Origin of the sequence: Kaistia dalseonensis (assembly GCF_030814715.1) — a bacterium.
GTDB lineage: Bacteria > Pseudomonadota > Alphaproteobacteria > Rhizobiales > Kaistiaceae > Kaistia > Kaistia dalseonensis.
In genome coordinates this window covers 18,961-37,775 of record NZ_JAUSVO010000003.1, presented here as the reverse complement: position 1 = coordinate 37,775, position 18,815 = coordinate 18,961, and the positions used below count along the sequence as shown (strand labels likewise).

Below are 18,815 nucleotides of genomic sequence, written 5' to 3'. Positions count from 1 at the left end.
CGGAGACTTGGTGGCTGTCGCTGCACGTCGAGGAAAGGTCCATATCTGTCGTGATGCCGATTCTTGATCGGACCGGCTGGAGGTTGGTGTGTCGATGCTCGACGATTACTTGCCGGATTACGATTTCAGCGAACGCCACTGTCGGAATGTAGCTGCCCGACCGGACACGATCATCGAAGCCGCTTCGGCCTATCGGGCGGAATCGGACCCGTTCTTCCGCGCGATGATCGGAGTGCGGGAAATCCCTATGCGGCTTGCAGGCTGGCTTGGCGGCCGGCGAGCGGGTTTGCCGCCGACCTTCAGCTTGGACAATTTCACGCTTCTCGATCGGCGCGATGGCAGCGAGCTGGTCTATGGCCTCGTTGGTCAGTTCTGGCGCTCCGATTTCGGGCTGGTGTCCATAGCGGACGGAACGGCATTCCGCGCCTTCGACAGGCCTGGCATCGCGAAGCTGGTCCTCGGCTTCTCCACCGAGCCCGGTGCCGGCGGACTGACGAAACTGACCACGGAGACTCGGATATTCTGCCCCGATCCTGTCTCGCGTAGAAAATTCGCGCCCTATTGGTATCTCATCCGCCCGGTCAGCGGGCTGATCCGCGGCCGCGTGCTGACCTCGATACGGAGGGCCAGCGAGAAGCGGGAGGCGGCGCGACGCTGAAGCGCTTCAGTGTCAGGCTTTCTTCGGTTCCGCGCTCAGATGTTCGTGGATGATCCGCCATATGCCATCGGTGCATCGCATGATGGTGGTGCCGCGTCCGCTGCCTGAGGCCGGGCGACCGTCAATGGTCGCATTCCAGCGGAAGCGGTAGAGGCAACTCGCCGCATCGCTCGAGCGGGCAATCCAGCTGACATCCTCCAGCCAGTATCGTTCCTCGGGATAGCGCGCCCATGTTGTCTCGAAAGCCGTCCTGATGGAGTCGAGGCCGCTGAATGAGCCATCGTTGAACCAGAAGATCGCATCGGCGTCGATCAGTGGCGCCAGAACCTCAAACCGGTGCTGATTGATCAGCGTCCCGTAGCGCTCCAACAAGTCAATCGGGTCAGTTGCAGGCTGCATGCGGTTGTCCTTCCAGTATGGCGGATGCGGATCGGCTTCCGCTCAGACGGTCAGATGCCGGTCGAAAAACGCTGCGATCTCGGTGAAGGCTTCTTCGGTTTCCGGGACGAAGGGCGTCAGGAACTGGGCGTGGCTTTCGCCCTCGAACACCTGCAGGGCCGCTTCGACGCCGGCGCGGCGCAGCTTGCGGTGGGCGCGGATGGTGTCGCTGAGCAGGAGGTCACGCGTGCCGGAGGTGAGGATCGCCGGCGGCAATCCGGCGAAATCGCCATAGATCGGCGAGATCAGCGGCGTGTCGAGTGGCTGCCCGCCGGCATAGAGCTCTGCCGCCGCCCCGAGCCAGCCTGTCTCCGAGACGAGGACATTATCGACAAAGGCGTTGGTGGCGAGGGAATCGCTCTTGCCGGCGAGATCGACCCAGGGACTGCCGGGCGCGATGGCGGCGGGAAGCGGCAGGCCGGCGGCGTTTGCCTTCAGCATCAGCGAGAGCGTCAGTCCGCCGCCGGCCGACGTGCCGAATACCGCCATCCGCTTCGGGTCATTGCTGGCCGTGAGCGCTTTCCAGACGGCGGTCGCATCGTCGAGCCCGGCGGGAAAGGGGAAGTCGGGCGCCATGCGGTAATCGACCGAGACGACGCGAAACCGGCCATAGCCCGCCATCATCATGCCTTCGCCGGCCCCGATCTCGCCGGGGAAGAACACATAGCCCCCGCCATGCAGATGCAGGAGGAGGCGATTGCGGTTGGCCACCGGCAGATCGCGCGGTGTCGAGATGAAGACCGGGATGCCGCCGATCTTGTCCGCCGTCACGTCGACGCGAAGCTTCTGCCTGATTTCGGCGAGGATGGGGTGCGGCCCCGCGCCGCTCAGGCGTTGCAGGCTGCGCCAGCCATCCGCATCGGCCGGAATGTCCTGCCATCCCGCCGGCAACGGCGCGCCGACAACGGCCTGCAACTCCGGACTGACCGTGCTCGGCACCGGCAGCAGGCGAGCGGGGACTTCGCGCGCCATGGGCATGGCGGCGCCGGCCTCGGCCGCGGCGCGCGTTGGCATCAGCAGCCCGGCGAACGGCACCGAGAGCACGGGCGCCAGCGCGGCGCCGAACGCGCCCGCGAGCATGGTCCGGCGCGTCGGCTCGCCCTTGCCGTTCCTTCTGTCAGCCACCGTCAGTCGCCCTTCTTGGTCACCAGCACATAACCGCGTGTCTTGTTCGCATTGTCCTTGTCCGGCGTATTCATCGCGGCGAACAGCTCATCGGCCTTGACCCAGACGGGCGGGTATTTGTAGCGGGCGACGTCGAGGATCAGGAAGCGGTCCTCCTCCGCGTCATAGGCGGCGAGCGGCGAGATATGGCCGCCGGTTTCCTGACCGAGCGCCTTGCGGAGATAGTTGATCACGACGAACTGGCCGGGGGACGCGAGATGGTCCCGCGCCTCGTTCCGGAAGGCGTCGAGCGTCGTATCGCCGGCATGGCGGACGGTGACACTGAGCGGCTGCGTTGCGAGCACGCCGCCGAGCTGGTCGAGCGTCATGCCCTGCTTCAGGATCGTCTCGCGCGGGACGATCGCATCGGTGCGTGCGTCGAGCAGATTATCCTGCGTGAAGGTGCGGTAGGGCTCATATTCCGGCACGGCGGGCGCTGGCACACCCGATGCGTTCAGCACCATGACCATGGAGGCGACGCCGCAGAAGGACTGGGTTTTCTGCGTGACGAAATTGTCGGCGAGTGGGAAATAGGCCGTGCGGGCCTCGGCGCCGATCAGCAGCGCCGCGCCGGGTTCGCTCGCCGCCCCGATCAGATTGGCCGGCAGAGGCAGCGTCTCGGCCGATGCGGCGGTCGCGATCAGGCCGGAGACGAGAATGGAGAAGAACGAGCCGCGGATAGTCATGGCACCCTCCCTGGCAGGAGCCGCTACTATGGCGCGCCCTCGCTTCTCCCGCCATAGCCCCTGCGTCAGGCGACCGCCATGACGCGGTCGCGGCCCTGGCGCTTGGCGTTGTAGAGCGCACTGTCGCTGCGCACCATCAGTGTGCGCAGCGTATCGTCCGGAGTCGATTCCGTGATGCCGCAGCTCACTGTCACCGCCAGCCGCGGGTCGATCTCCGGAAAGGTCTGCAGCGCCATGGCCTCGCGCACGCGCTCGGCCGCGTGTTCCGCACCGTCGGCGATCGGCAGCGCGACAGAGAATTCCTCGCCGCCCGTCCGCCCGATAATGGCGTTGCTCGGCAGTTGGGCGTGCAGATGCCGGGCGAAAGCCTGGATCACCGCGTCGCCCGCGGGATGGCCGAAGGTGTCGTTCACGGCCTTGAAGTGGTCGAGGTCGAACATCAGTGCCGCGATCCGGCTCTTGCGCGCGATGGCGCTCGCGAGAAGCTTCGCCGCCTCGCGGTCGAAGGCGCGCCGGTTGAGAAGGCCGGAAAGCATGTCGCGATCGGCATGTGTCTCCGCCATATCCAGCATGTCGCGGACCACCACGAGCAGCAGCGACAGCGCCGTGCCGACCAGCAGGATGCCGGTGATGGATTGCGAGATCAGCGCGTAGACGCTGCCGATATAGTCGCGCGCGGTCGGGCCGGAGCCGAAGGTGACGGCCGCGAAGGGCTTGATCAGGAAATGCAGCGCCACGAGGAAGAACATGGCGGCGAGCAGGAGATCGAGCGGTCGATGCCGCGACGCCTTCAGGATGACACCGCCGCCGAGCGCGAGGGTTAGCGCGAAGGGAAACTGATAGAGCAGTTCATAGGGCAGGCTGTTGCGCGGCCCCGGCCACATGACCGCGCGTCCGCCGAGCGAGGCCGTCAGCATGCCCGGCAACAGCCAGCGCGGCAGTTTCGTGCCGTAATAGACGGCGAGGCCATGGGCCATGAGCAGGAAGGCGAGGCAGAACGTGCCGAAGCTGGTCGCGACGAAAAAGCCGGGGAAAGGTGTGGCGCGCACCAGGATCTCGCTCAGCGGCGTGAGCGCGCCGACGGCGAAGCTCAAGGCGAACCACTGCACGCCCGGGGATACGTTGCGCGTGCGCGAAAAGATCAGGAACGTCAGGGCGACGAGCAGCGCCACGGTCACGTTGACGGTCAGGGCGAAGATGGCGCCGCTCATGAATGCCTATTGGATCTCTCGGGACCGGGGGTTCCCTCGACGGTGACGCACGCGCCATGGCAAGCCGGTCCCGAACCGCCATGGATCATTGCGGCGCACAGAATGACATCGCGATGCAATATTCGCTAGGGGAGCCCGACTGTGCCCGCGTCGCGGCAGCAACCGGGCCCTTTGCCTAGCCTTTCAGGAAGGCCTTGAACGCGTCGCCATAGTCCTTGTGCCAGCGCGAGAGGGGCGGGCGGTTTTCGACGATGTCGCCGGCGGCCCAGAGGATGCGCTTCTCGTCGGTGGCGCGATCGACCTCATTGTCAGGGCAGAGGATGTAGAAATCGCCGCGATCGAGCGATTCCAGCATGAAGTCGATGGTCTGTTCGGGCGTCCATGCGCCGGCGGGCTTGTCGGTCTTCGCGCCCGAGGTGAGGCCGGTCCAGACGAAGCCGGGAATGAGCAGATGGACGCTGATCCGCGCGCCATCCTTGTTGCGCAGTTCGTGCTGCAGCGCCTCGGTCAACACCTTCACGCCAGCCTTCGAGACGTTATAGGCGGTATCCCCGGGTGGGGTCGTGATGCCCTGCTTGGAGCCGGTGTTGATGACGAGGGCGGGGGTGGCGTTGTTCAGCATTTCCGGCACGAAGACCTGCACGCCATTGACCACGCCCCAGAGATTGGTGCCGATCACGCGCTGCCAATCGGGCAGGTCGCCCAGCGCCGGGCCGCCATTGCCCGTGCCGGCATTGTTCATCAGCACATGGACCGCGCCGAAGCGCTGGTAGACGGCGTCCTTCAGCGCCTCGACATCGGCGCGGTTCGCGACGTCGACCCGCATGGCGAGCACATCCGGCCCGAGCGTGGCAGCGGCCGCATCGAGCGCTTCTTGCCGGCAATCGGCGATGGCGACCTTGAGGCCGAGCGAGACGAATTTGCGCGCTGCGGCGAGGCCGATGCCCGCGGCGCCGCCGGTGACGACAGCGACATGGTTCGGGGCGAGAACAGGATGGGTCATGGCGGCTTCCTCCGAGGTCCAGACGATCGAGCGGCACGATAGGGAAGCCATCCGCGCGACGCCAGTATTCTCGTTGGAGTAGTGTTCGGCCTTGAGCCCGCCTGAATGTCGCGGCAAGCAGAGGTGCAACTTATCGCGCAACCTTCTATATCGAATCGGGGACTGGCTTTGAGACGAGGATTTCAGCCGATGCGCCGGACATTATTGGCTCTTTCGCTTCTTTTCGCCGCGAGCCCCGCGGCTTTCGCCTGCACGGCAGACGAATTGCAGGCCAAGTCGATCGAATATGCGAGCCTGGTCAAGGCGATCGTGGCGAAGAATCCTTCGCAGGAACTCGTCTGGAAGCAGAAGCAGATCAATGTCGCCCGCGTCGCAGAGAATACGACGGATCTCGACCAGATCTGCGCGGCCTATGATGGCGGCATTGCAGAGGCCAAGGCCGCCACGAAATAAGGCCGCCACGTACAGGGCGGCAGCGCCTCTCCTGGAGGGGGCCTCATGATCCGCATCACCGACGATATCGCGCTGGACGAGAGCGAGATCCAGGAGACCTTCATCCGCGCTTCAGGACCCGGCGGTCAGAACGTCAACAAGGTCTCGAGCGCGGTGCAACTGCGCTTTGATGCGCGGCGGTCGCCGGCGCTCTCCGATCCCGTCGCTGTGCGGCTGATGCGGCTCGCCGGCTCCAAGCTGACGCAGGACGGCGTCATCGTCATCACCGCCCAGCGCTTTCGCGATCAGGCCCGCAACCGCGCCGATGCGCTGGAGCGGCTGGTCGCCCTGATCCAGGAAGCCCTGCCGCCACCGACGCCGCGGCGCGCGACGCGGCCAACGCTCGCCTCGAAGAAGAAGCGGCTCGAAGGCAAGGCCAAGCGCTCGGGCGTCAAGGCGCTGCGCGGTGGCGTAAAGCTGGACTAGCCCTCGCCAAATCACTGGACTCCGTGCAACATCGCCTTGCTACCGCTCGGGGGGAACGAACGGCATCACAAGCGAGGAGCGCTTTATGGGCGGCATCATCTGGACGATTATCATCGGTTTCGTGGCGGGCGTGATCGCCAAATTCATCATGCCTGGCGACAATGAACCCAAGGGGTTCATCCTGACGATCATCCTCGGCATTGCCGGCGCGTTCGTCGCGACCTGGATCGGCCAGAAGGTCGGCTGGTATGGACCGGATCAGCGGGCCGGTTTCATCGGCGCCATTGTCGGCGCAATCATCGTGCTGCTCATCTGGGGCGCGATCGTCAAGCGCCGCGCCCGAGGTGACGGCGAGCGCCGCACCTGAGAAATAGGCGCGCAGGGCAACGCTGCGCGCCATAGGAAAAGCCGCCGTCAGCGGTGGCTCTTCTCCGAGCAGTGCACCCGGTCCTCGATCGCTTCGCTCAGCGGGCAGGTGCCCGTCGCGCCGCGATAGGCGAGGTAGGAGCCGGTCGCCAGCGCCAGCACGGACAACAGCCTGTTGGGCCGTGGCCGCACCGCGACGGCGGCGAGGAAGAGGCCGGCGAGAACCGACGCCGTGCGTTCGCCCGTCGACATGGCGGGTGCGATAACGGGTGGCTTGGAACGAAAAATCATCTTAGGTCTCCTGTAGCCTGGCGATAGAACGCTGGAAGGTGCTTTCGCGTTCCCATTCGCGTTCCGGGGAGAGTGACATGATCAGGGTCGGCATTGGTGGTTGGGTCTTCGAACCTTGGCGCGGCGGCTTCTATCCCGCCGGATTGCCTCAGAAGCGCGAACTTTCGCATGCGAGCAGCAAGCTTACATCGATCGAGATCAATGGAACCTATTACGGCTCGCAAAAACCGGAGAGTTTCCGCAAATGGGCCGATGAGACGCCGGACGGCTTCGTCTTCGCGCTGAAGGGCTCGCGCTTCACGACCAACCGGCGCGTCCTCGCCGAGGCGGGGGAGTCCATCGAGCGCTTTGTCACCAGCGGGATCACGGAACTCGGCGACAAGCTCGGGCCGATCAACTGGCAGTTCATGGACACCAAGAAGTTCGATCCCGCGGATTTCGAGGCCTTCCTGGCGCTGCTGCCGAAGTCGGTCGACGGCCGGCGGCTTCGCCACGCCGTCGAGGTTCGGCACGAGAGTTTCCAGGTGCCGGAATTCGTGGCCCTGGCCCGCCAATATGGCGTCGCGATCATCACGGCCGATTCCGCGAAGTTCCCCCAGATTGCCGATCAGACGGCGGATTTCGTCTATGCCCGGCTGATGGATGCGGGCGAAGAGCACGAGAACGGCTATTCGGAAGACGCGCTCGACCTCTGGCACGAGCGTGCCCAGGCCTGGCGCAGGGGTGGCGTTGCGGACAACCTGCCGTTGCTTACTGAGGCGCCGAAGGCTGAAGTGCCGCGTGACGTGTTCGTCTATATGATCAATGGCTTCAAGCCCAAGGCGCCCTTCGCCGCAATGGCGCTGATCGAGAGAATCAAAGCCGCCTAATTTTCGCGGTGTGCGGGAGGCCTTTCCGCCTCCCGAATTCGTTGCGAAATAGTGAACAATCCTCCGCCCAAATCTCGCCCCTTTTCACCCTAACGATTAACAACGAAGCCAAGGTTGTTTCATGAATGGGTGTGGTCCGCGCCAGCGAGCGCGATAACGGAGAGATCCGGGGTGAGTTCCAAGTTTCGTTATGCGGCCCTCGCGGTCGCGTTCACGGCCGCCGGCGCGGTCTATTCCGTGGGTACGAAGCCGGCCGAGGCCGGCACGCAATGCGGGAGGGCATCGTGGTACAAGCTCGGCGGACGGACCGCGAGCGGCGAGCGCAACAATCCGGGCGCCCTCACGGCAGCCCATCGTTCTCTTCCCTTCGGGACCCGCGTCCGGGTCGAAAATCTCAAGAATGGCAAGTATGTCGTGGTCCGCATCAATGATCGCGGACCGTTTGTCGGCGGTCGCGTGATCGATGTCTCCCGGGCTGCGGCGCAGCAGCTGGGCATGATGAGCAGCGGCACGGCCAAGGTTCGCATCGTCGCCGACGGCAAGGAACTGCGCGGCGCCTGTCCGGCCTGATCCGATCAGCGGCCGTCCAGCGCGACGGCCTTGATCAGCGCGGTCACCGGAAGGCCGGATCTGAGACCCAGCTCATCAGCCGCCTCGCGCGTCACGCGGGCGATCATCGGCGCCCCGGCGAGATCCAGCCGCACGGCGACGTCATGGCCGGGCTTCTCGTCCAGCGCCACGATTGTTCCGGCGAGGCGGTTGCGGACCGAAAGGCGGCCAGGTTCGCCGATGGCGAGCGTCACGTCGCGGTCGCGGATCCTGACCCGCACCGCGTCGCCGATCTGCCCCGTGATCTTCTGGACGGTGAGGCGGCCCGCCGGATGATCGAGCCGCGTCACGCCGCCGGCCTCGTCCTGTTCCACGATCCGCGCCGTGAGCACCGCGCCGACATCCCAGTCGCCCGCACCATCGAGATGCGCGAAGACCTGCCCGACGGGGCCGATCGCCGCGACGCGGCCGCCATCAATCAGCACGACCGTGTCGGCCAGCCGCGCGACCTCCTCGACCGCATGGCTCACATAGACGATCGGGAGCTTCATTTCATCGCGCAGCCGCTCGATGAAGGGCAGGATCTCCGCCTTGCGCTCGCGGTCGAGTGCTGCGAGCGGTTCGTCCATCAGCAGACATTGCGGGCTTGCGAGCAGGGCGCGGCCGATCGCGACGCGCTGCTTCTCGCCGCCGGAGAGATCGCGCGGCCGACGCCCCAGCAGAGAGCCGATCGCGAGCAGCTCGACGACATCCTCGAGCCTGCCCCAGCGCGCGGCGCGCGGCGTCAGCCAGCGGCCGTAGAGCAGGTTGGAGCGGACGGAGAGGTGCGGAAAGAGCCGGCCTTCCTGGAAGACATAGCCGATGCGGCGGGCAGGGGGCGGCAGGAAGATGCCGCGCTCGGTATCGACCAGCACATGATCGCCGATCGCGATGCGGCCATGATCCGGCCGTGCCAGCCCTGCGATCAGATTGACCAGCGTCGTCTTGCCGGAACCGGAGCGACCGAAGAGCACGGTGATGCCGTCGCCCGCCTCGAAGGAGACATCGAGCGCGAAATTGCCGAGCCGGCGCCGGACTGCGATTGACAGCGTCACAGCGCCGCCTCCCTGGAGAAGCGGCGCGCGATCAATTCCGAGACGATCAGCGCGGCGAGCGCGATCAGGATCGAGATCGCCGTCAATCGCAATGCTGCCGCATCGCCGTCGGGCGTCTGGATCAGCGCATAGATGGCGGAGGGGATGGTCTGGGTCTCGCCCGGAATATTGGAGACGAATGTGATCGTCGCGCCGAATTCGCCGAGCGCGCGGGCAAAGGAGAGCACGAACCCCGCCAATATGCCCGGCAGGATCAGCGGCAGCGTGATGGTCAGGAAAACGACGGCGTGGCCCGCCCCGAGCGTCTCGGCTGCCTGCTCGAGCCGGCGATCGACTGCTTCGATCGAGAGGCGGACGGCGCGCACCATCAGCGGAAAGCCCATCACCGCGCAGGCGAGCGCCGCGCCGGTCCAGCGAAAGGCGAAGACGATGCCGAAATTCTGGTCGAGAAAGGCACCGATCGGTCCCTTGCGGCCGAAGGTCAGCAGCAGCAGATAGCCGGTCACGACTGGCGGCATGACGAGCGGCAGATGCACGATGCCGTCGAGCAGCGTGCGGCCCCAGAAGCGGCCACGCGCGAGCAGCAGCGCCATCGCAACGCCGAAGGGCAGGCTCGCCAGTGTCGCGACGATCGAAACCTTCAGGCTCAAGCTGATCGCGTTCAACTCGTCGGGCGTGAAATCGAGATTCATGCGATCCGATTCGTTCGGGTGGCGGCGGGTCATGTTAGGGCGTGGCCCTAGCGCACGTCGATGCGCGCAATGTCCTTGACGCTCCGGCCGCCATGAGCGTCGCCCGGCACGACGAGCTGGAGGTTCCGGAACGAGGCAGGCGGCGTGCCGCCCTCATAGGCGAGGATGACGGACTTGCCTTCGAAATGCGGATCGAGTTCGCCGAAGGCGAGGGCAACGACATAGCCGTCGCGGCCCGTGATCATCAGCGTGTGGCGGAGGCCCGGGTTCTTGCCGCTCGCATCGGCGAGACCGGCGCTCTGCAGCAGCGGCCAGAGCAGCGCGCCGGCATAGCGGGCGCTCTCTCGACCCTTGCTCGTCTCGAACGCGATGTCGATCTCGGTTCGCGGGAGGCCGCGCAGGGCGGCCTCCGTGAGCTCGATCGGCTTGGCGACGGCACCGCCGAGCACCACGACATCCGCCGCGACGGCGTCCTGAGCGGCCGTGGCGGCTTCGCCGGCGAACGCGCGAACAAGGCCGCCAAAGGCGAGCGTGAGCGCCAGCGCGGCGACGCGGAGGTGTGCGCGGGTCATTTGCCCACGATCACATCGGAGGCCTTGATGATCGCGGTCGCGGTATCGCCAACCGCGAGGCCGAGATCGTCGACCGCCTCATTGGTGATCGAGGAGGTGATGATGATGCCGTGGCCGACATCGATCTTCACGCCGGCCGTGGTCTGGCCTTTTTCGACCGCGACGATCGTGCCGGGGATCTGGTTGCGTGCGCTGAGCTTCACGGCCTCAGCCCTTGGCGCCGAGGATCGTGAAACCCTGGGCCTCAAAGCTCGGCCTGGCCTCCGGCGAAAGCAGGAAATCGAGGAACGCCTTGGCATCCGGATTGGCCGAGGCGGCAACCTTGGCGATCGGATAGACGATCGGCGGATGGCTGTCTTCGGGGAAGGTGCCCACGACCTTCACGCCCTTCTCCGACTTCGCGTCGGTGCCGTAGACGATGCCGAACGGCGCCTCGCCCTTGGCGACGAAGGCGAGCGCGGCGCGGACATTATCGGCCTGCGCGACATGCGATTCGACCGCGGGCCACACGCCGAGCGCGGTCAACGCCGCCTTGCCATACTTGCCGGCGGGGACCGAGGCGACGCTGCCCATGGCAAGCTTGCCGTCGGTACCGAGGGCGGCGGCGAGCGGGAAGTCCTTGGCGATGGTGAGCGAGGCGGTCGAATCGACCGGCGCGACCAGCACGAGCGTATTGCCGAGCAGCGTGACGCGGGTCGCCGGATCGATCAGGTCCTTCTTGGCGAGATAGTCCATCCAGTCGAGATCGGCGGAGAAGAAGATGTCGGCCGGTGCGCCGGCCTCGATCTGCTTGGCGAGGTTGGAGGAGGCCGCATAGCTGATCGCGACGCCCTTGCCGGTCTTCTCCTTGTAGAGGCCGGCGGCATTGTCGAGTGCATTCTTGAGGCTCGCCGCGGCAAAGACGGTGACGTCGGCCGCGTGTGCCAGCGTCGCGCCGAGCGGCGTCGTCAGGAAGGCGAGGCTGCCGAGCAGCACGAGGCCGCGACGAAGGCGGTTGATCGACATGGAATTCTCCTTGGCTCTGTCATCGATATTTCTGCATGGAAATATCGAGATGATCAATTGCCGCCGGTCATTCATTGCCGAGATTGATCGATACAGAACGTTTTGGAATTGGACGTGGGCGCCGCGCGTCGGCTAGCCTGCAGGTTGCAGGGGAACATGATCATGGCCGCCATCCACACGCTCTATTCGATGCAGTTCTCGGGCAATTGCTACAAGCCCCGCTTGGCGATGCACGAACTCGGCATTCCCTTCGAGATCGTCGATTTCCGGAAGGGCAGCGGCCAGACGACGTCGCCGGATTTCCTGGCGCTCAATCCCAATGCGCAGGTGCCGCTGCTCATCCTGCCGGATGGCCGCCCGCTCTCCGAATCGAACGCCATGCTCCTGCATCTGGCCGAGGGCAGCGATCTCATTCCGGTCGACCGCTATGAGCGTGCGCTCTGCTATCAGTGGCTGTTCTTCGAGCAGTACAGCCACGAGCCGGTGATCGCGGTCGCCCGCAACTGGCTGCATTATATTCCCGGCGGGCGCGAGACCATGGCGCACCGGATCGAGGAATGGCGCGAGAAAGGCAATCGCGTCCTCTCGATCATGGAGGATCGGCTCAAGGCGAGCGATTTCTTCGCCGGCCCGTCCTTCTCGATCGCCGATATCGCGCTCTATGCCTATACGCATGTGGCCGGGGAGGCGGATTACGATCTCGCCCGCTATCCCGCCGTCAGCGCCTGGCTCGCCCGCGTCGCGGCCCGTCCGCGCCATGTCGGGCTCGACTGGCGCCCCTGATCGGCGGCTATCCACCGAGGCCTGTTGCAGCCGGGAAGGTGCGTCTTCGCCGGCGGCGTTCCGCTGTCGCCGGCCAAGTGACCGGCATCACAGACCGCTTCAGCTTTTCTGGCTAAGGTTAAGCTCCGGCAAGGCTTTTTAACCTCTGCTTAACTGCCTTAATTTGAACACGATATCTGTCGTCGACGGTCACAATGCCTCCGAATGGAGGCCTCACTTGGCGCTCTGAATGGCGTGGTCGAACAGACGAGATGGGGAACGAACAGATGACCAACGATACATTCCACCGCGCTAGCCCACGCCGAGAGACCGCCGCCCGCCGACTGTTTTATGTCTGGATGGCGGCCTATGCGGCGGTGATCGTCGCGATCGCCGTGGTCCATACATTTGGCGGCATTGCCGGCGGCACCGTGATCGATGCGGACGGCATTCGCACCCAGCAGGCCAAGATGACCGGCGAGCCGCAGAGCTCGCTGGCCGACCGGATGCTGCCGCGCATCACGCTGGTCGACGTGAACGGCTGATCGTTCACGCCGCCCGGCTCTCGGCCGCCGCGCCGCGGTCGATCAGAACTTGTGGAAGATGAAGGCCGCCCCGCCCGCGATCAGCGTGAACCCGACCAGGTGGTTCCAGCCGAGCGGTTCCTTCAGATAGAGCGCCGAGAAAATGGCGAAGACGACGAGGGTGATCACCTCCTGCATCGTCTTGAGCTGGGCCGCCGAATAGACCTGATGCCCGATCCGGTTCGCCGGCACCGCAAGGCAATATTCAAACAGCGCGATCACCCAGCTGATCAGGATGACCTTCCAGAGCGAGGTCGTCGCGAATTTCAGGTGCCAGTACCACGCCGTCGTCATGAAGACGTTCGAGGCGATGAGGAGCAGCACCGGCGCGATTACCGGGGAAAGCAGATTGGGCATTCGGGAAGGCCTCTTTCGGAATAACTGCCGCCAATGTGCAGCGCCGCCGGCCGCGGTCAAGCGCGGCCATGTTTCGGTCCGGCTTAAAGAGGCGTGCGCGTCGCTTCGTTCCTTCAAAGGTTGGTGACCGGCCAAAGAAAAGGGGCGCCGAAGCGCCCCGAGGTCTGCAACCCGGATTTGTGGTTGTTATTTTGCCAGGCAGCTATCGGCATTGTCGGGCAGGCAGGTGTCGAGGCCCGTGAACTGGATCTCGTCGACCTTCTCGCCATTGATCAGCTTGATCATGATGTCGGGCGCCTTGTAGCCCATCTCGAACGGCCGCTGGCCGATCTGGGCGTGGCTGCGGCCGGCCTTCAGCGCGTCCATCTGCGGCGGCAGCGTGTCGCCGGCGATGATCACGAGGTCCTTGCTCTTCAGGCGGTCCATGACCTGGTCGGTGACCTGGGCATAGGCCTGCGGGGCGAACTGCGCCCAGCCGCCGACGAGCACGAAGGCGTCGAGCTTCGGATTGGCGGTGAAGGTGTCCGTCATCTGCTGGTTCGCCAGATCGATCTGGTCATTGGTGAAGAGCGGGCAACCGGCCGGCTCCGTCCAGCCATTCTGGCCGGTCAGCGATGCGACATCCTTGGCGCCGGCGAGCGTATCGCGGACACCGGCGGCGCGTGCGGCGATGTTGGCCGCCGCCACATTGCCGAGCTGGAGGCAGACCGTGCCGCCCTTCGGCTTCAGCTTCTGGAGCTGCTCGCCCATCTGGACGCCCATCAGGTAATTGTCGGTGCCGAGATAGGCCTTGCGCAGAGCGGCGTCTTCCTTGTTCAGGTCGGCGTCGGTCGTCATGATCGGAATGGTGGGCTTGCGCGTCTTGAGCAAGTTCGCCATGGCCGGAGCATTGGACGGCGAGATTGCCATCGCGGCCACGCCCTTCGTCAGAAGGTCGTCCACGATCTGGACTTCGCCGGCTTCGTCATTGCTGGAGGCGGGGCCGGTATAAAGGCAGGTATAGCCCTTGCCCTTGTTCTCGGCGTTCCACTTCTCGCAACCCTTGTGGATCTCCTCGAAGAAGGGATTGTCGAGGCCCTTCACGACGATTGCGAGCACCTTGTCTTCAGCGGAAGCGGCGCCGATCGACAGCGTGAGCGCGGTCGCGGCGAACGACAGTATCGCGAGTGCTTTCTTCATGGTCTCCTCCCGAGACATTGTACGAAATGCGATGGACCATGCCCTCTGGATGAAGCTGGCCCATTCATTGCGCTCGTCGCACCCCGGGTTGGGTCCCGAATTTCGCGATCAAGCGTTTTCGTGCTCGCGCCCCGCATCCCGGCCAGTCCGGGCCTCCCCTCCCTGACCTACGCGCGATGCGGGTCGCGAACGGCCAACACCTAAAAACCGAAACAGGTGAAAGTCAATCGCATTGGTCCGATGAAAACGATGTTGTTGCATTGCGTTTTCATTATGTTGCGCCGCAATATTTCTAGAACAACGGTATTTTTGGTGGAACTAAAATACACAATTGCCGAAATAGATATGGCGCGCTGAAACTTGATGCCGCCGAGCGTTGTTTCGATTCAAATCATCGATTCGTGCCGGGCCCAGACGTTCGCGTTGACGAAGCCAATACGTCCGACTAATGGGTGAAACGAGGTGTCGGCGCCGCAAGGTGCTGGCGGAGGGGAAAACGCACCGGAAAACCGGGCGACGCAGGGAGGAGAGCCGGGTGCCAGTCCTGGAACTCAGCGGCATATCCAAGCATTTCGGCGCCATCCAGGCGTTGAACGACGTTTCGCTGGAACTGGAGGCCGGCGGTGTCGTCGGCCTGATGGGCGATAACGGCGCCGGCAAGTCGACGCTGGTCAAGATCATGGCCGGTAATTTCCGGCCCTCGCATGGAACGATCCGGATCGACAATCGCGAGGTGCATTTCCACAAGCCGATCGAGGCGCGGGACAATGGCATCGAGGTCGTCTACCAGGACCTCGCGCTCTGCAACAATCTGACGGCGGCGGCCAACGTCTTCCTCGGCCGAGAAATCCGCAAGGGCTTCGGCCCGATCAGCATTCTCGACTATGCGGCGATGTACAAGCGCGCCGGCGAACTGTTCAAGGAGCTGAAGTCGGAGACGCGCCCGCGCGATCTAGTCAAGCAGATGTCGGGCGGCCAGCGGCAGGCCGTCGCGATCGCGCGCACGCGGCTCTCCGACGCCAAGATCGTGCTGATGGACGAGCCGACCGCCGCGATCTCGGTGCGCCAGGTCGCCGAGGTGCTGAACCTCATCCACCGGCTCAAGGACCAGGGCATCGCCGTCGTGCTGATCAGCCACCGCATGCCCGACGTCTTCGCGGTCTGCGACCGTCTGGTGGTGCTGCGGCGTGGCACCAAGGTGGCGGACAAGCGCGTCGCCGACAGCTCGCCGGAGGAAGTTACGGGCCTGATTACCGGCGCGATCGAACGCGCCTGAGAGCGGAACGAGGGGAGGAATTCAGCTAATGACCGTTTCGCTCGACGACACGATCAACCGACAGACGCACAGCAGCCTTTCCTGGCTGTTCTCACGGCAGACCTTCTGGGTCTTCATGGCCGTGGTGCTCGCCTGTCTCGTTCTTTCGGTCATGACCGACACCTTTGCGACGCAGAAGAACCTCTTCAACGTCACGCGCAATTTCGCCTTTGTCGGCATCATCGCGCTCGGCATGACCGTGGTCATCGTGACGGGCGGTATCGACCTTTCGGTCGGCTCGACGCTCTGCCTCGCGGCGATCATCTGCGGCATGACGATGAGCGCGGGCTATCCGATCTGGGTCGGCGCGGGGGCGGCCATCGCCGCCTCGCTCGCCGTCGGCCTCGTGAACGGATTGCTCATCGCCTATATGGGCATGCCGCCCTTTGTGGTGACGCTCGGCATGCTGTCGATCGCGCGCAGCCTCGCCATGGTCACCTCCAACAACAAGATGGTCTACCAGTTCGGGCCCGATCAGGACATTCTGCTTTGGCTCGGCGGCGGCACGACGCTCGGCATCGCCAATCCGGTGATCGTCCTCGTGGTCCTGGCGCTGATCACGGGCTTCGTCTTCCGCTGGACACGCTTCGGCCGCCACATCTTCGCGATCGGCGGCAATGAGCACGCGGCGACGCTGACCGGCGTTCCCGTCAAGCGCATCAAGGTGATCGTCTACATCATCTCGGCGCTGACCGCCGGCATCGCCGGCATTCTCGAAGTCGGCTGGCTCGGCGGCGTCACCACCAATCTCGGGCAGGGCATGGAGCTCTCGGTCATCGCGGCGGTCGTCATCGGCGGCGCCAATCTGGCCGGTGGCGTGGGCACGGCCTTCGGCGCCGTCGTCGGCTCCGCGCTGATCGAGGTCATCCGCAACAGCCTGATCCTGCTCGGCATCTCGACCTTCTGGCAACTCGCCTTCGTCGGAACCTTCATCATCATCGCGGTGATGTTCGACCGCATCCGCAGCCTGCGCCAGCAGGAATAGCGAAACGGCATCGACGGACGGGCCGGCTTTTCGCAATATGGCGGCCCGTCGATTCCGCGAGCCGTCATCATCATGCGCGTCCCCAACCAGACCGAAGGCCTGCGCTTCCGCATCGTGCTGAAACCGGGCTTCGCCTTTGGCCCCGGCAAGGCGGATCTGCTCGAGGCGATCGTCGCGACCGGATCGCTCGTGGCCGCCGGAACGAAGCTCGGCATGAGCGGCAAGCGCGTATGGACGCTGGTGCGGGAAATGAACCAGGCCTTTCGCGCGCCGCTCGTCGAAACCGAGAAGGGCGGCTCCGGCGGCGGCGGTTCGGCGCGCCTGACCGAGACTGGTCGGCAGGTGCTGGCGCGGTATCGCGCGATGGAGGCGGAGGCCAATGCCGCGATCGCATCCGGCCTCGCGGAACTGCATGGATATCTCGCGACCGGGCCAGCGAGCGCGGACGAGGCCTGAGCCTCGCTCTGCTCCATTGACAGGCATGCCTCTCTCCTGCTCTCAATAAGCTGCTCGTGCTGGTGAATGCCGCGCGACACGGAAATGACCCGTTCGGCCGATGGCCGATGACGATCCGGACTTCGCAACTCCTGGGACAGGGATCATGGCGCGACGAGGCCGATACGCGGCTTCGCCGGGTTTCATGACGACCATCAGGAGGGTTTCGAATGCTCGTCGATCTGCTTGTCAGCAATGCCTATGTCTATGTCGATCGCGGTTGGGAGATCCCTGCCGGCTGGGTCGCCATCAAGGACCGCCGGGTCCATTCCGTCGGCAAGGCCGGCGAGGAACCTTCGGCCGCGCGCACCGTCGATGCCGGCGGCAAGCTGGTGACGCCGGGGCTGATCAACGCCCATCATCACATGTACCAGAATCTCACCCGCGCCTATGCGCCGGTGACCAATGGCTCGCTGTTCCAGTGGCTGACCGGGCTCTATCCGCTCTGGGCCGGGCTCACGGAGGACTCCGTCTATGCCTCGACCTATGTCGCCATGGTCGAATTGCTGCTGGGCGGCTGCACCACCTCGATGGACCACATGTATGTCCATCCGAAGCCGCGCCTGATTGACGCCCAGATCCGCGCCGGCCGCGACCTCGGCTTCCGCTTTCTGGCGACGCGCGGTTCCATGACGCGCTCGGTGGAGGATGGCGGCCTGCCGCCCGCTTCTGTCGTGCAGAGCGAGGATGCGATCCTCGAGGACAGCGTTCGACTGGTCGAGGCCTATCATGACGCTGCGGCTGGCGCGATGACGCGCGTGGCGCTGGCGCCTTGCTCACTGTTCTCGGTCACGGAACGCATCATGTCGGAATCGGCCAGGCTGGCCGAGCAATATGATCTGCGGCTGCACACGCACCTTGCCGAGGATCATGACGAGGACGTCTACAGCGCCGAAGTCTATGGCTGTACGCCGACCGAATATCTCGAGCGCGTCGGATGGGCCGGCAAGCGCGCCTGGGTCGCGCATTACATCTATCCGAGCGAGGCGGAAATCGGTCGGCTCGCCCATGCCGGCGTCTGCGCCGTGCAATGTCCCTGCTCGAACATGATGATCGGCGGCGGTTCCGCCGATGCGATGCATCTGCGGGCGCGCGGCATGCAGGTCGGGCTCGGCTGCGACGGATCGGCCTCGACGGACCATGCCTCCATGTGGCTGGAGGCGCGCATGGCCATGTTGCTCGGCCGCTATCGGAACGGCCCGCAATCGATGTCGGCGCGCGACGCGCTCGATATCGCCACGCGCGGTGGCGCGGCCTGTCTCGGCTGGGACGACGAAATCGGCCATTTGCGGCCGGGCGCCTGCGCCGATCTGGTCGTCTGGTCGATGACGGATGTCGCGCTCGCGGGGGCGCATAGCGATCCCGTCGAAGCCTGGCTGCGCTGCGGCCCGGCGGTCGCCGGCACGACGATCGTCAATGGCGCGGTGCTCGTCGAGGACAGTCGCCCGGTCGCGGCGGCGCTTGGCGACGTGCTGCGCGAGCATGCCGTCCATGCAAGGCGCATGCAGGGTCTTTCCGCCTAAGGCGGCTCATGTCCCGATGCTGGCGCAGGCCCGGCCTTCCCTCTCTCCCGCGAGAGCGGGGGAGAGCCGGAGAGGGGGCTCGTCTTCACCGGTCTCGGC

25 protein-coding genes are annotated in these 18,815 nt (G+C 65.1%); 12 read left to right on the top strand and 13 right to left on the bottom strand.

Annotated elements, in window-relative coordinates:
• Positions 1-94 precede the first annotated feature (94 nt).
• Positions 95-658 carry a hypothetical protein gene (locus QO014_RS10550; RefSeq protein ID WP_307258000.1) on the top strand — a complete coding sequence of 188 codons (564 nt, stop codon included), beginning with the start codon at positions 95-97 and terminating at the stop codon, positions 656-658.
• 12 nt (positions 659-670) lie between these two features.
• Here QO014_RS10550 and QO014_RS10545 read toward each other — a convergent pair whose 3' ends face one another.
• From QO014_RS10545 to QO014_RS10525, 5 genes are all read right to left on the bottom strand, one after another.
• A complete protein-coding gene (locus QO014_RS10545) occupies positions 671-1,057 on the bottom strand; it encodes a YybH family protein (protein WP_266348670.1) in 387 nt (128 codons plus the stop codon).
• 42 nt (positions 1,058-1,099) lie between these two features.
• On the bottom strand, positions 1,100-2,221 hold the full coding sequence (locus QO014_RS10540) for an alpha/beta hydrolase (RefSeq protein WP_266348669.1): 1,122 nt from the start codon (positions 2,219-2,221) through the stop codon (positions 1,100-1,102).
• 2 nt (positions 2,222-2,223) lie between these two features.
• Positions 2,224-2,946 (bottom strand): phytochelatin synthase family protein, encoded by a 723-nt coding sequence (locus QO014_RS10535; protein ID WP_266348668.1) that lies wholly within the window; start codon positions 2,944-2,946, stop codon positions 2,224-2,226.
• A 65-nt stretch (positions 2,947-3,011) separates the two neighbouring features.
• On the bottom strand, positions 3,012-4,157 hold the full coding sequence (locus tag QO014_RS10530; RefSeq protein ID WP_266348667.1) for a GGDEF domain-containing protein: 1,146 nt from the start codon (positions 4,155-4,157) through the stop codon (positions 3,012-3,014).
• Between the two features lie 175 nt (positions 4,158-4,332).
• Positions 4,333-5,160 (bottom strand): SDR family NAD(P)-dependent oxidoreductase, encoded by an 828-nt coding sequence (locus QO014_RS10525; RefSeq protein ID WP_266348666.1) that lies wholly within the window; start codon positions 5,158-5,160, stop codon positions 4,333-4,335.
• 189 nt (positions 5,161-5,349) lie between these two features.
• Between QO014_RS10525 and QO014_RS10520 the strand changes: the two genes are divergently transcribed.
• From QO014_RS10520 to QO014_RS10510, 3 genes are all read left to right on the top strand, one after another.
• Positions 5,350-5,613, top strand: a complete 264-nt coding sequence (locus tag QO014_RS10520) for a hypothetical protein (protein ID WP_266348665.1) — start codon at positions 5,350-5,352, stop codon at positions 5,611-5,613.
• 45 nt (positions 5,614-5,658) lie between these two features.
• A complete protein-coding gene (gene arfB / locus QO014_RS10515) occupies positions 5,659-6,078 on the top strand; it encodes an alternative ribosome rescue aminoacyl-tRNA hydrolase ArfB (RefSeq protein ID WP_266348664.1) in 420 nt (139 codons plus the stop codon).
• 85 nt (positions 6,079-6,163) lie between these two features.
• Positions 6,164-6,445: a GlsB/YeaQ/YmgE family stress response membrane protein gene (locus QO014_RS10510; RefSeq protein WP_266348663.1), complete on the top strand. Its 282-nt coding sequence runs from the start codon at positions 6,164-6,166 to the stop codon at positions 6,443-6,445.
• Positions 6,446-6,492: 47 nt separating this feature from the next.
• On the opposite strand, the gene QO014_RS10505 is transcribed toward QO014_RS10510, so the two are convergent.
• Positions 6,493-6,735, bottom strand: a complete 243-nt coding sequence (locus QO014_RS10505; RefSeq protein ID WP_266348662.1) for a YgaP family membrane protein — start codon at positions 6,733-6,735, stop codon at positions 6,493-6,495.
• Positions 6,736-6,812: 77 nt separating this feature from the next.
• Between QO014_RS10505 and QO014_RS10500 the strand changes: the two genes are divergently transcribed.
• Positions 6,813-7,604, top strand: coding sequence for a DUF72 domain-containing protein (locus tag QO014_RS10500; protein WP_266348661.1), 792 nt, complete (start codon positions 6,813-6,815; stop codon positions 7,602-7,604).
• Positions 7,605-7,841: 237 nt separating this feature from the next.
• Entirely contained in the window at positions 7,842-8,174 is a 333-nt protein-coding gene (locus QO014_RS10495) for a septal ring lytic transglycosylase RlpA family protein (RefSeq protein WP_266349297.1), read from the top strand.
• 5 nt (positions 8,175-8,179) lie between these two features.
• Here QO014_RS10495 and modC read toward each other — a convergent pair whose 3' ends face one another.
• From modC to modA, 5 genes are read right to left on the bottom strand one after another with little or no spacing between them, the layout of a single operon-like run.
• Positions 8,180-9,247 carry a molybdenum ABC transporter ATP-binding protein gene (gene modC, locus QO014_RS10490; RefSeq protein WP_266348660.1) on the bottom strand — a complete coding sequence of 356 codons (1,068 nt, stop codon included), beginning with the start codon at positions 9,245-9,247 and terminating at the stop codon, positions 8,180-8,182.
• On the bottom strand, positions 9,244-9,939 hold the full coding sequence (gene modB / locus QO014_RS10485; protein WP_266348659.1) for a molybdate ABC transporter permease subunit: 696 nt from the start codon (positions 9,937-9,939) through the stop codon (positions 9,244-9,246). The genes modC and modB overlap by 4 nt, the downstream gene beginning before the upstream one ends.
• Before the next feature lie 47 nt (positions 9,940-9,986).
• Entirely contained in the window at positions 9,987-10,511 is a 525-nt protein-coding gene (locus tag QO014_RS10480) for a molybdopterin-binding protein (protein ID WP_266348658.1), read from the bottom strand.
• Positions 10,508-10,714: a TOBE domain-containing protein gene (locus tag QO014_RS10475; RefSeq protein WP_266348657.1), complete on the bottom strand. Its 207-nt coding sequence runs from the start codon at positions 10,712-10,714 to the stop codon at positions 10,508-10,510. The genes QO014_RS10480 and QO014_RS10475 overlap by 4 nt, the downstream gene beginning before the upstream one ends.
• A gap of 4 nt (positions 10,715-10,718) precedes the next feature.
• The gene (modA, locus tag QO014_RS10470; RefSeq protein ID WP_266348656.1) at positions 10,719-11,516 is read right to left on the bottom strand and encodes a molybdate ABC transporter substrate-binding protein; all 798 of its coding nucleotides are present in this window, start codon (positions 11,514-11,516) and stop codon (positions 10,719-10,721) included.
• A gap of 162 nt (positions 11,517-11,678) precedes the next feature.
• On the opposite strand from modA, the gene QO014_RS10465 reads away from it, so the two are divergent.
• Both QO014_RS10465 and QO014_RS10460 read left to right on the top strand, forming a co-directional pair.
• Positions 11,679-12,299, top strand: a complete 621-nt coding sequence (locus QO014_RS10465; RefSeq protein WP_266348655.1) for a glutathione S-transferase family protein — start codon at positions 11,679-11,681, stop codon at positions 12,297-12,299.
• A gap of 266 nt (positions 12,300-12,565) precedes the next feature.
• A complete protein-coding gene (locus QO014_RS10460; RefSeq protein WP_266348654.1) occupies positions 12,566-12,823 on the top strand; it encodes a hypothetical protein in 258 nt (85 codons plus the stop codon).
• A 42-nt stretch (positions 12,824-12,865) separates the two neighbouring features.
• On the opposite strand, the gene QO014_RS10455 is transcribed toward QO014_RS10460, so the two are convergent.
• Both QO014_RS10455 and QO014_RS10450 read right to left on the bottom strand, forming a co-directional pair.
• The gene (locus QO014_RS10455; RefSeq protein WP_266348653.1) at positions 12,866-13,219 is read right to left on the bottom strand and encodes a DMT family protein; all 354 of its coding nucleotides are present in this window, start codon (positions 13,217-13,219) and stop codon (positions 12,866-12,868) included.
• Positions 13,220-13,405: 186 nt separating this feature from the next.
• Entirely contained in the window at positions 13,406-14,398 is a 993-nt protein-coding gene (locus QO014_RS10450) for a substrate-binding domain-containing protein (protein WP_266348652.1), read from the bottom strand.
• 448 nt (positions 14,399-14,846) lie between these two features.
• Between QO014_RS10450 and QO014_RS10445 the strand changes: the two genes are divergently transcribed.
• From QO014_RS10445 to QO014_RS10430, 4 genes are all read left to right on the top strand, one after another.
• Complete coding sequence (locus QO014_RS10445) at positions 14,847-15,674, top strand: ATP-binding cassette domain-containing protein (protein ID WP_370877123.1); 828 nt, start codon at positions 14,847-14,849, stop codon at positions 15,672-15,674.
• A gap of 28 nt (positions 15,675-15,702) precedes the next feature.
• The gene (locus QO014_RS10440; RefSeq protein ID WP_266348650.1) at positions 15,703-16,698 is read left to right on the top strand and encodes an ABC transporter permease; all 996 of its coding nucleotides are present in this window, start codon (positions 15,703-15,705) and stop codon (positions 16,696-16,698) included.
• A gap of 72 nt (positions 16,699-16,770) precedes the next feature.
• Positions 16,771-17,154 carry a winged helix-turn-helix domain-containing protein gene (locus tag QO014_RS10435; protein ID WP_266348649.1) on the top strand — a complete coding sequence of 128 codons (384 nt, stop codon included), beginning with the start codon at positions 16,771-16,773 and terminating at the stop codon, positions 17,152-17,154.
• A 209-nt stretch (positions 17,155-17,363) separates the two neighbouring features.
• Positions 17,364-18,716, top strand: coding sequence for an 8-oxoguanine deaminase (locus QO014_RS10430; protein ID WP_266348648.1), 1,353 nt, complete (start codon positions 17,364-17,366; stop codon positions 18,714-18,716).
• The last annotated feature ends 99 nt before the right edge of the window (positions 18,717-18,815 follow it).

Excerpts from the sequence above, each read along its gene's own strand:
- QO014_RS10550 (WP_307258000.1), top strand. The coding sequence starts at position 95 with ATGCTCGACGATTACTTGCCGGATTACGATTTCAGCGAACGCCACTGT.
- QO014_RS10545 (WP_266348670.1), bottom strand. The coding sequence starts at position 1,057 with ATGCAGCCTGCAACTGACCCGATTGACTTGTTGGAGCGCTACGGGACG.
- QO014_RS10535 (WP_266348668.1), bottom strand. The coding sequence starts at position 2,946 with ATGACTATCCGCGGCTCGTTCTTCTCCATTCTCGTCTCCGGCCTGATC.
- QO014_RS10530 (WP_266348667.1), bottom strand. The coding sequence starts at position 4,157 with ATGAGCGGCGCCATCTTCGCCCTGACCGTCAACGTGACCGTGGCGCTG.
- QO014_RS10525 (WP_266348666.1), bottom strand. The coding sequence starts at position 5,160 with ATGACCCATCCTGTTCTCGCCCCGAACCATGTCGCTGTCGTCACCGGC.
- QO014_RS10520 (WP_266348665.1), top strand. The coding sequence starts at position 5,350 with ATGCGCCGGACATTATTGGCTCTTTCGCTTCTTTTCGCCGCGAGCCCC.
- arfB (WP_266348664.1), top strand. The coding sequence starts at position 5,659 with ATGATCCGCATCACCGACGATATCGCGCTGGACGAGAGCGAGATCCAG.
- QO014_RS10510 (WP_266348663.1), top strand. The coding sequence starts at position 6,164 with ATGGGCGGCATCATCTGGACGATTATCATCGGTTTCGTGGCGGGCGTG.
- QO014_RS10505 (WP_266348662.1), bottom strand. The coding sequence starts at position 6,735 with ATGATTTTTCGTTCCAAGCCACCCGTTATCGCACCCGCCATGTCGACG.
- QO014_RS10500 (WP_266348661.1), top strand. The coding sequence starts at position 6,813 with ATGATCAGGGTCGGCATTGGTGGTTGGGTCTTCGAACCTTGGCGCGGC.
- modB (WP_266348659.1), bottom strand. The coding sequence starts at position 9,939 with ATGAATCTCGATTTCACGCCCGACGAGTTGAACGCGATCAGCTTGAGC.
- QO014_RS10480 (WP_266348658.1), bottom strand. The coding sequence starts at position 10,511 with ATGACCCGCGCACACCTCCGCGTCGCCGCGCTGGCGCTCACGCTCGCC.
- modA (WP_266348656.1), bottom strand. The coding sequence starts at position 11,516 with ATGTCGATCAACCGCCTTCGTCGCGGCCTCGTGCTGCTCGGCAGCCTC.
- QO014_RS10465 (WP_266348655.1), top strand. The coding sequence starts at position 11,679 with ATGGCCGCCATCCACACGCTCTATTCGATGCAGTTCTCGGGCAATTGC.
- QO014_RS10460 (WP_266348654.1), top strand. The coding sequence starts at position 12,566 with ATGACCAACGATACATTCCACCGCGCTAGCCCACGCCGAGAGACCGCC.
- QO014_RS10455 (WP_266348653.1), bottom strand. The coding sequence starts at position 13,219 with ATGCCCAATCTGCTTTCCCCGGTAATCGCGCCGGTGCTGCTCCTCATC.
- QO014_RS10450 (WP_266348652.1), bottom strand. The coding sequence starts at position 14,398 with ATGAAGAAAGCACTCGCGATACTGTCGTTCGCCGCGACCGCGCTCACG.
- QO014_RS10445 (WP_370877123.1), top strand. The coding sequence starts at position 14,847 with ATGGGTGAAACGAGGTGTCGGCGCCGCAAGGTGCTGGCGGAGGGGAAA.
- QO014_RS10440 (WP_266348650.1), top strand. The coding sequence starts at position 15,703 with ATGACCGTTTCGCTCGACGACACGATCAACCGACAGACGCACAGCAGC.
- QO014_RS10435 (WP_266348649.1), top strand. The coding sequence starts at position 16,771 with ATGCGCGTCCCCAACCAGACCGAAGGCCTGCGCTTCCGCATCGTGCTG.
- QO014_RS10430 (WP_266348648.1), top strand. The coding sequence starts at position 17,364 with ATGCTCGTCGATCTGCTTGTCAGCAATGCCTATGTCTATGTCGATCGC.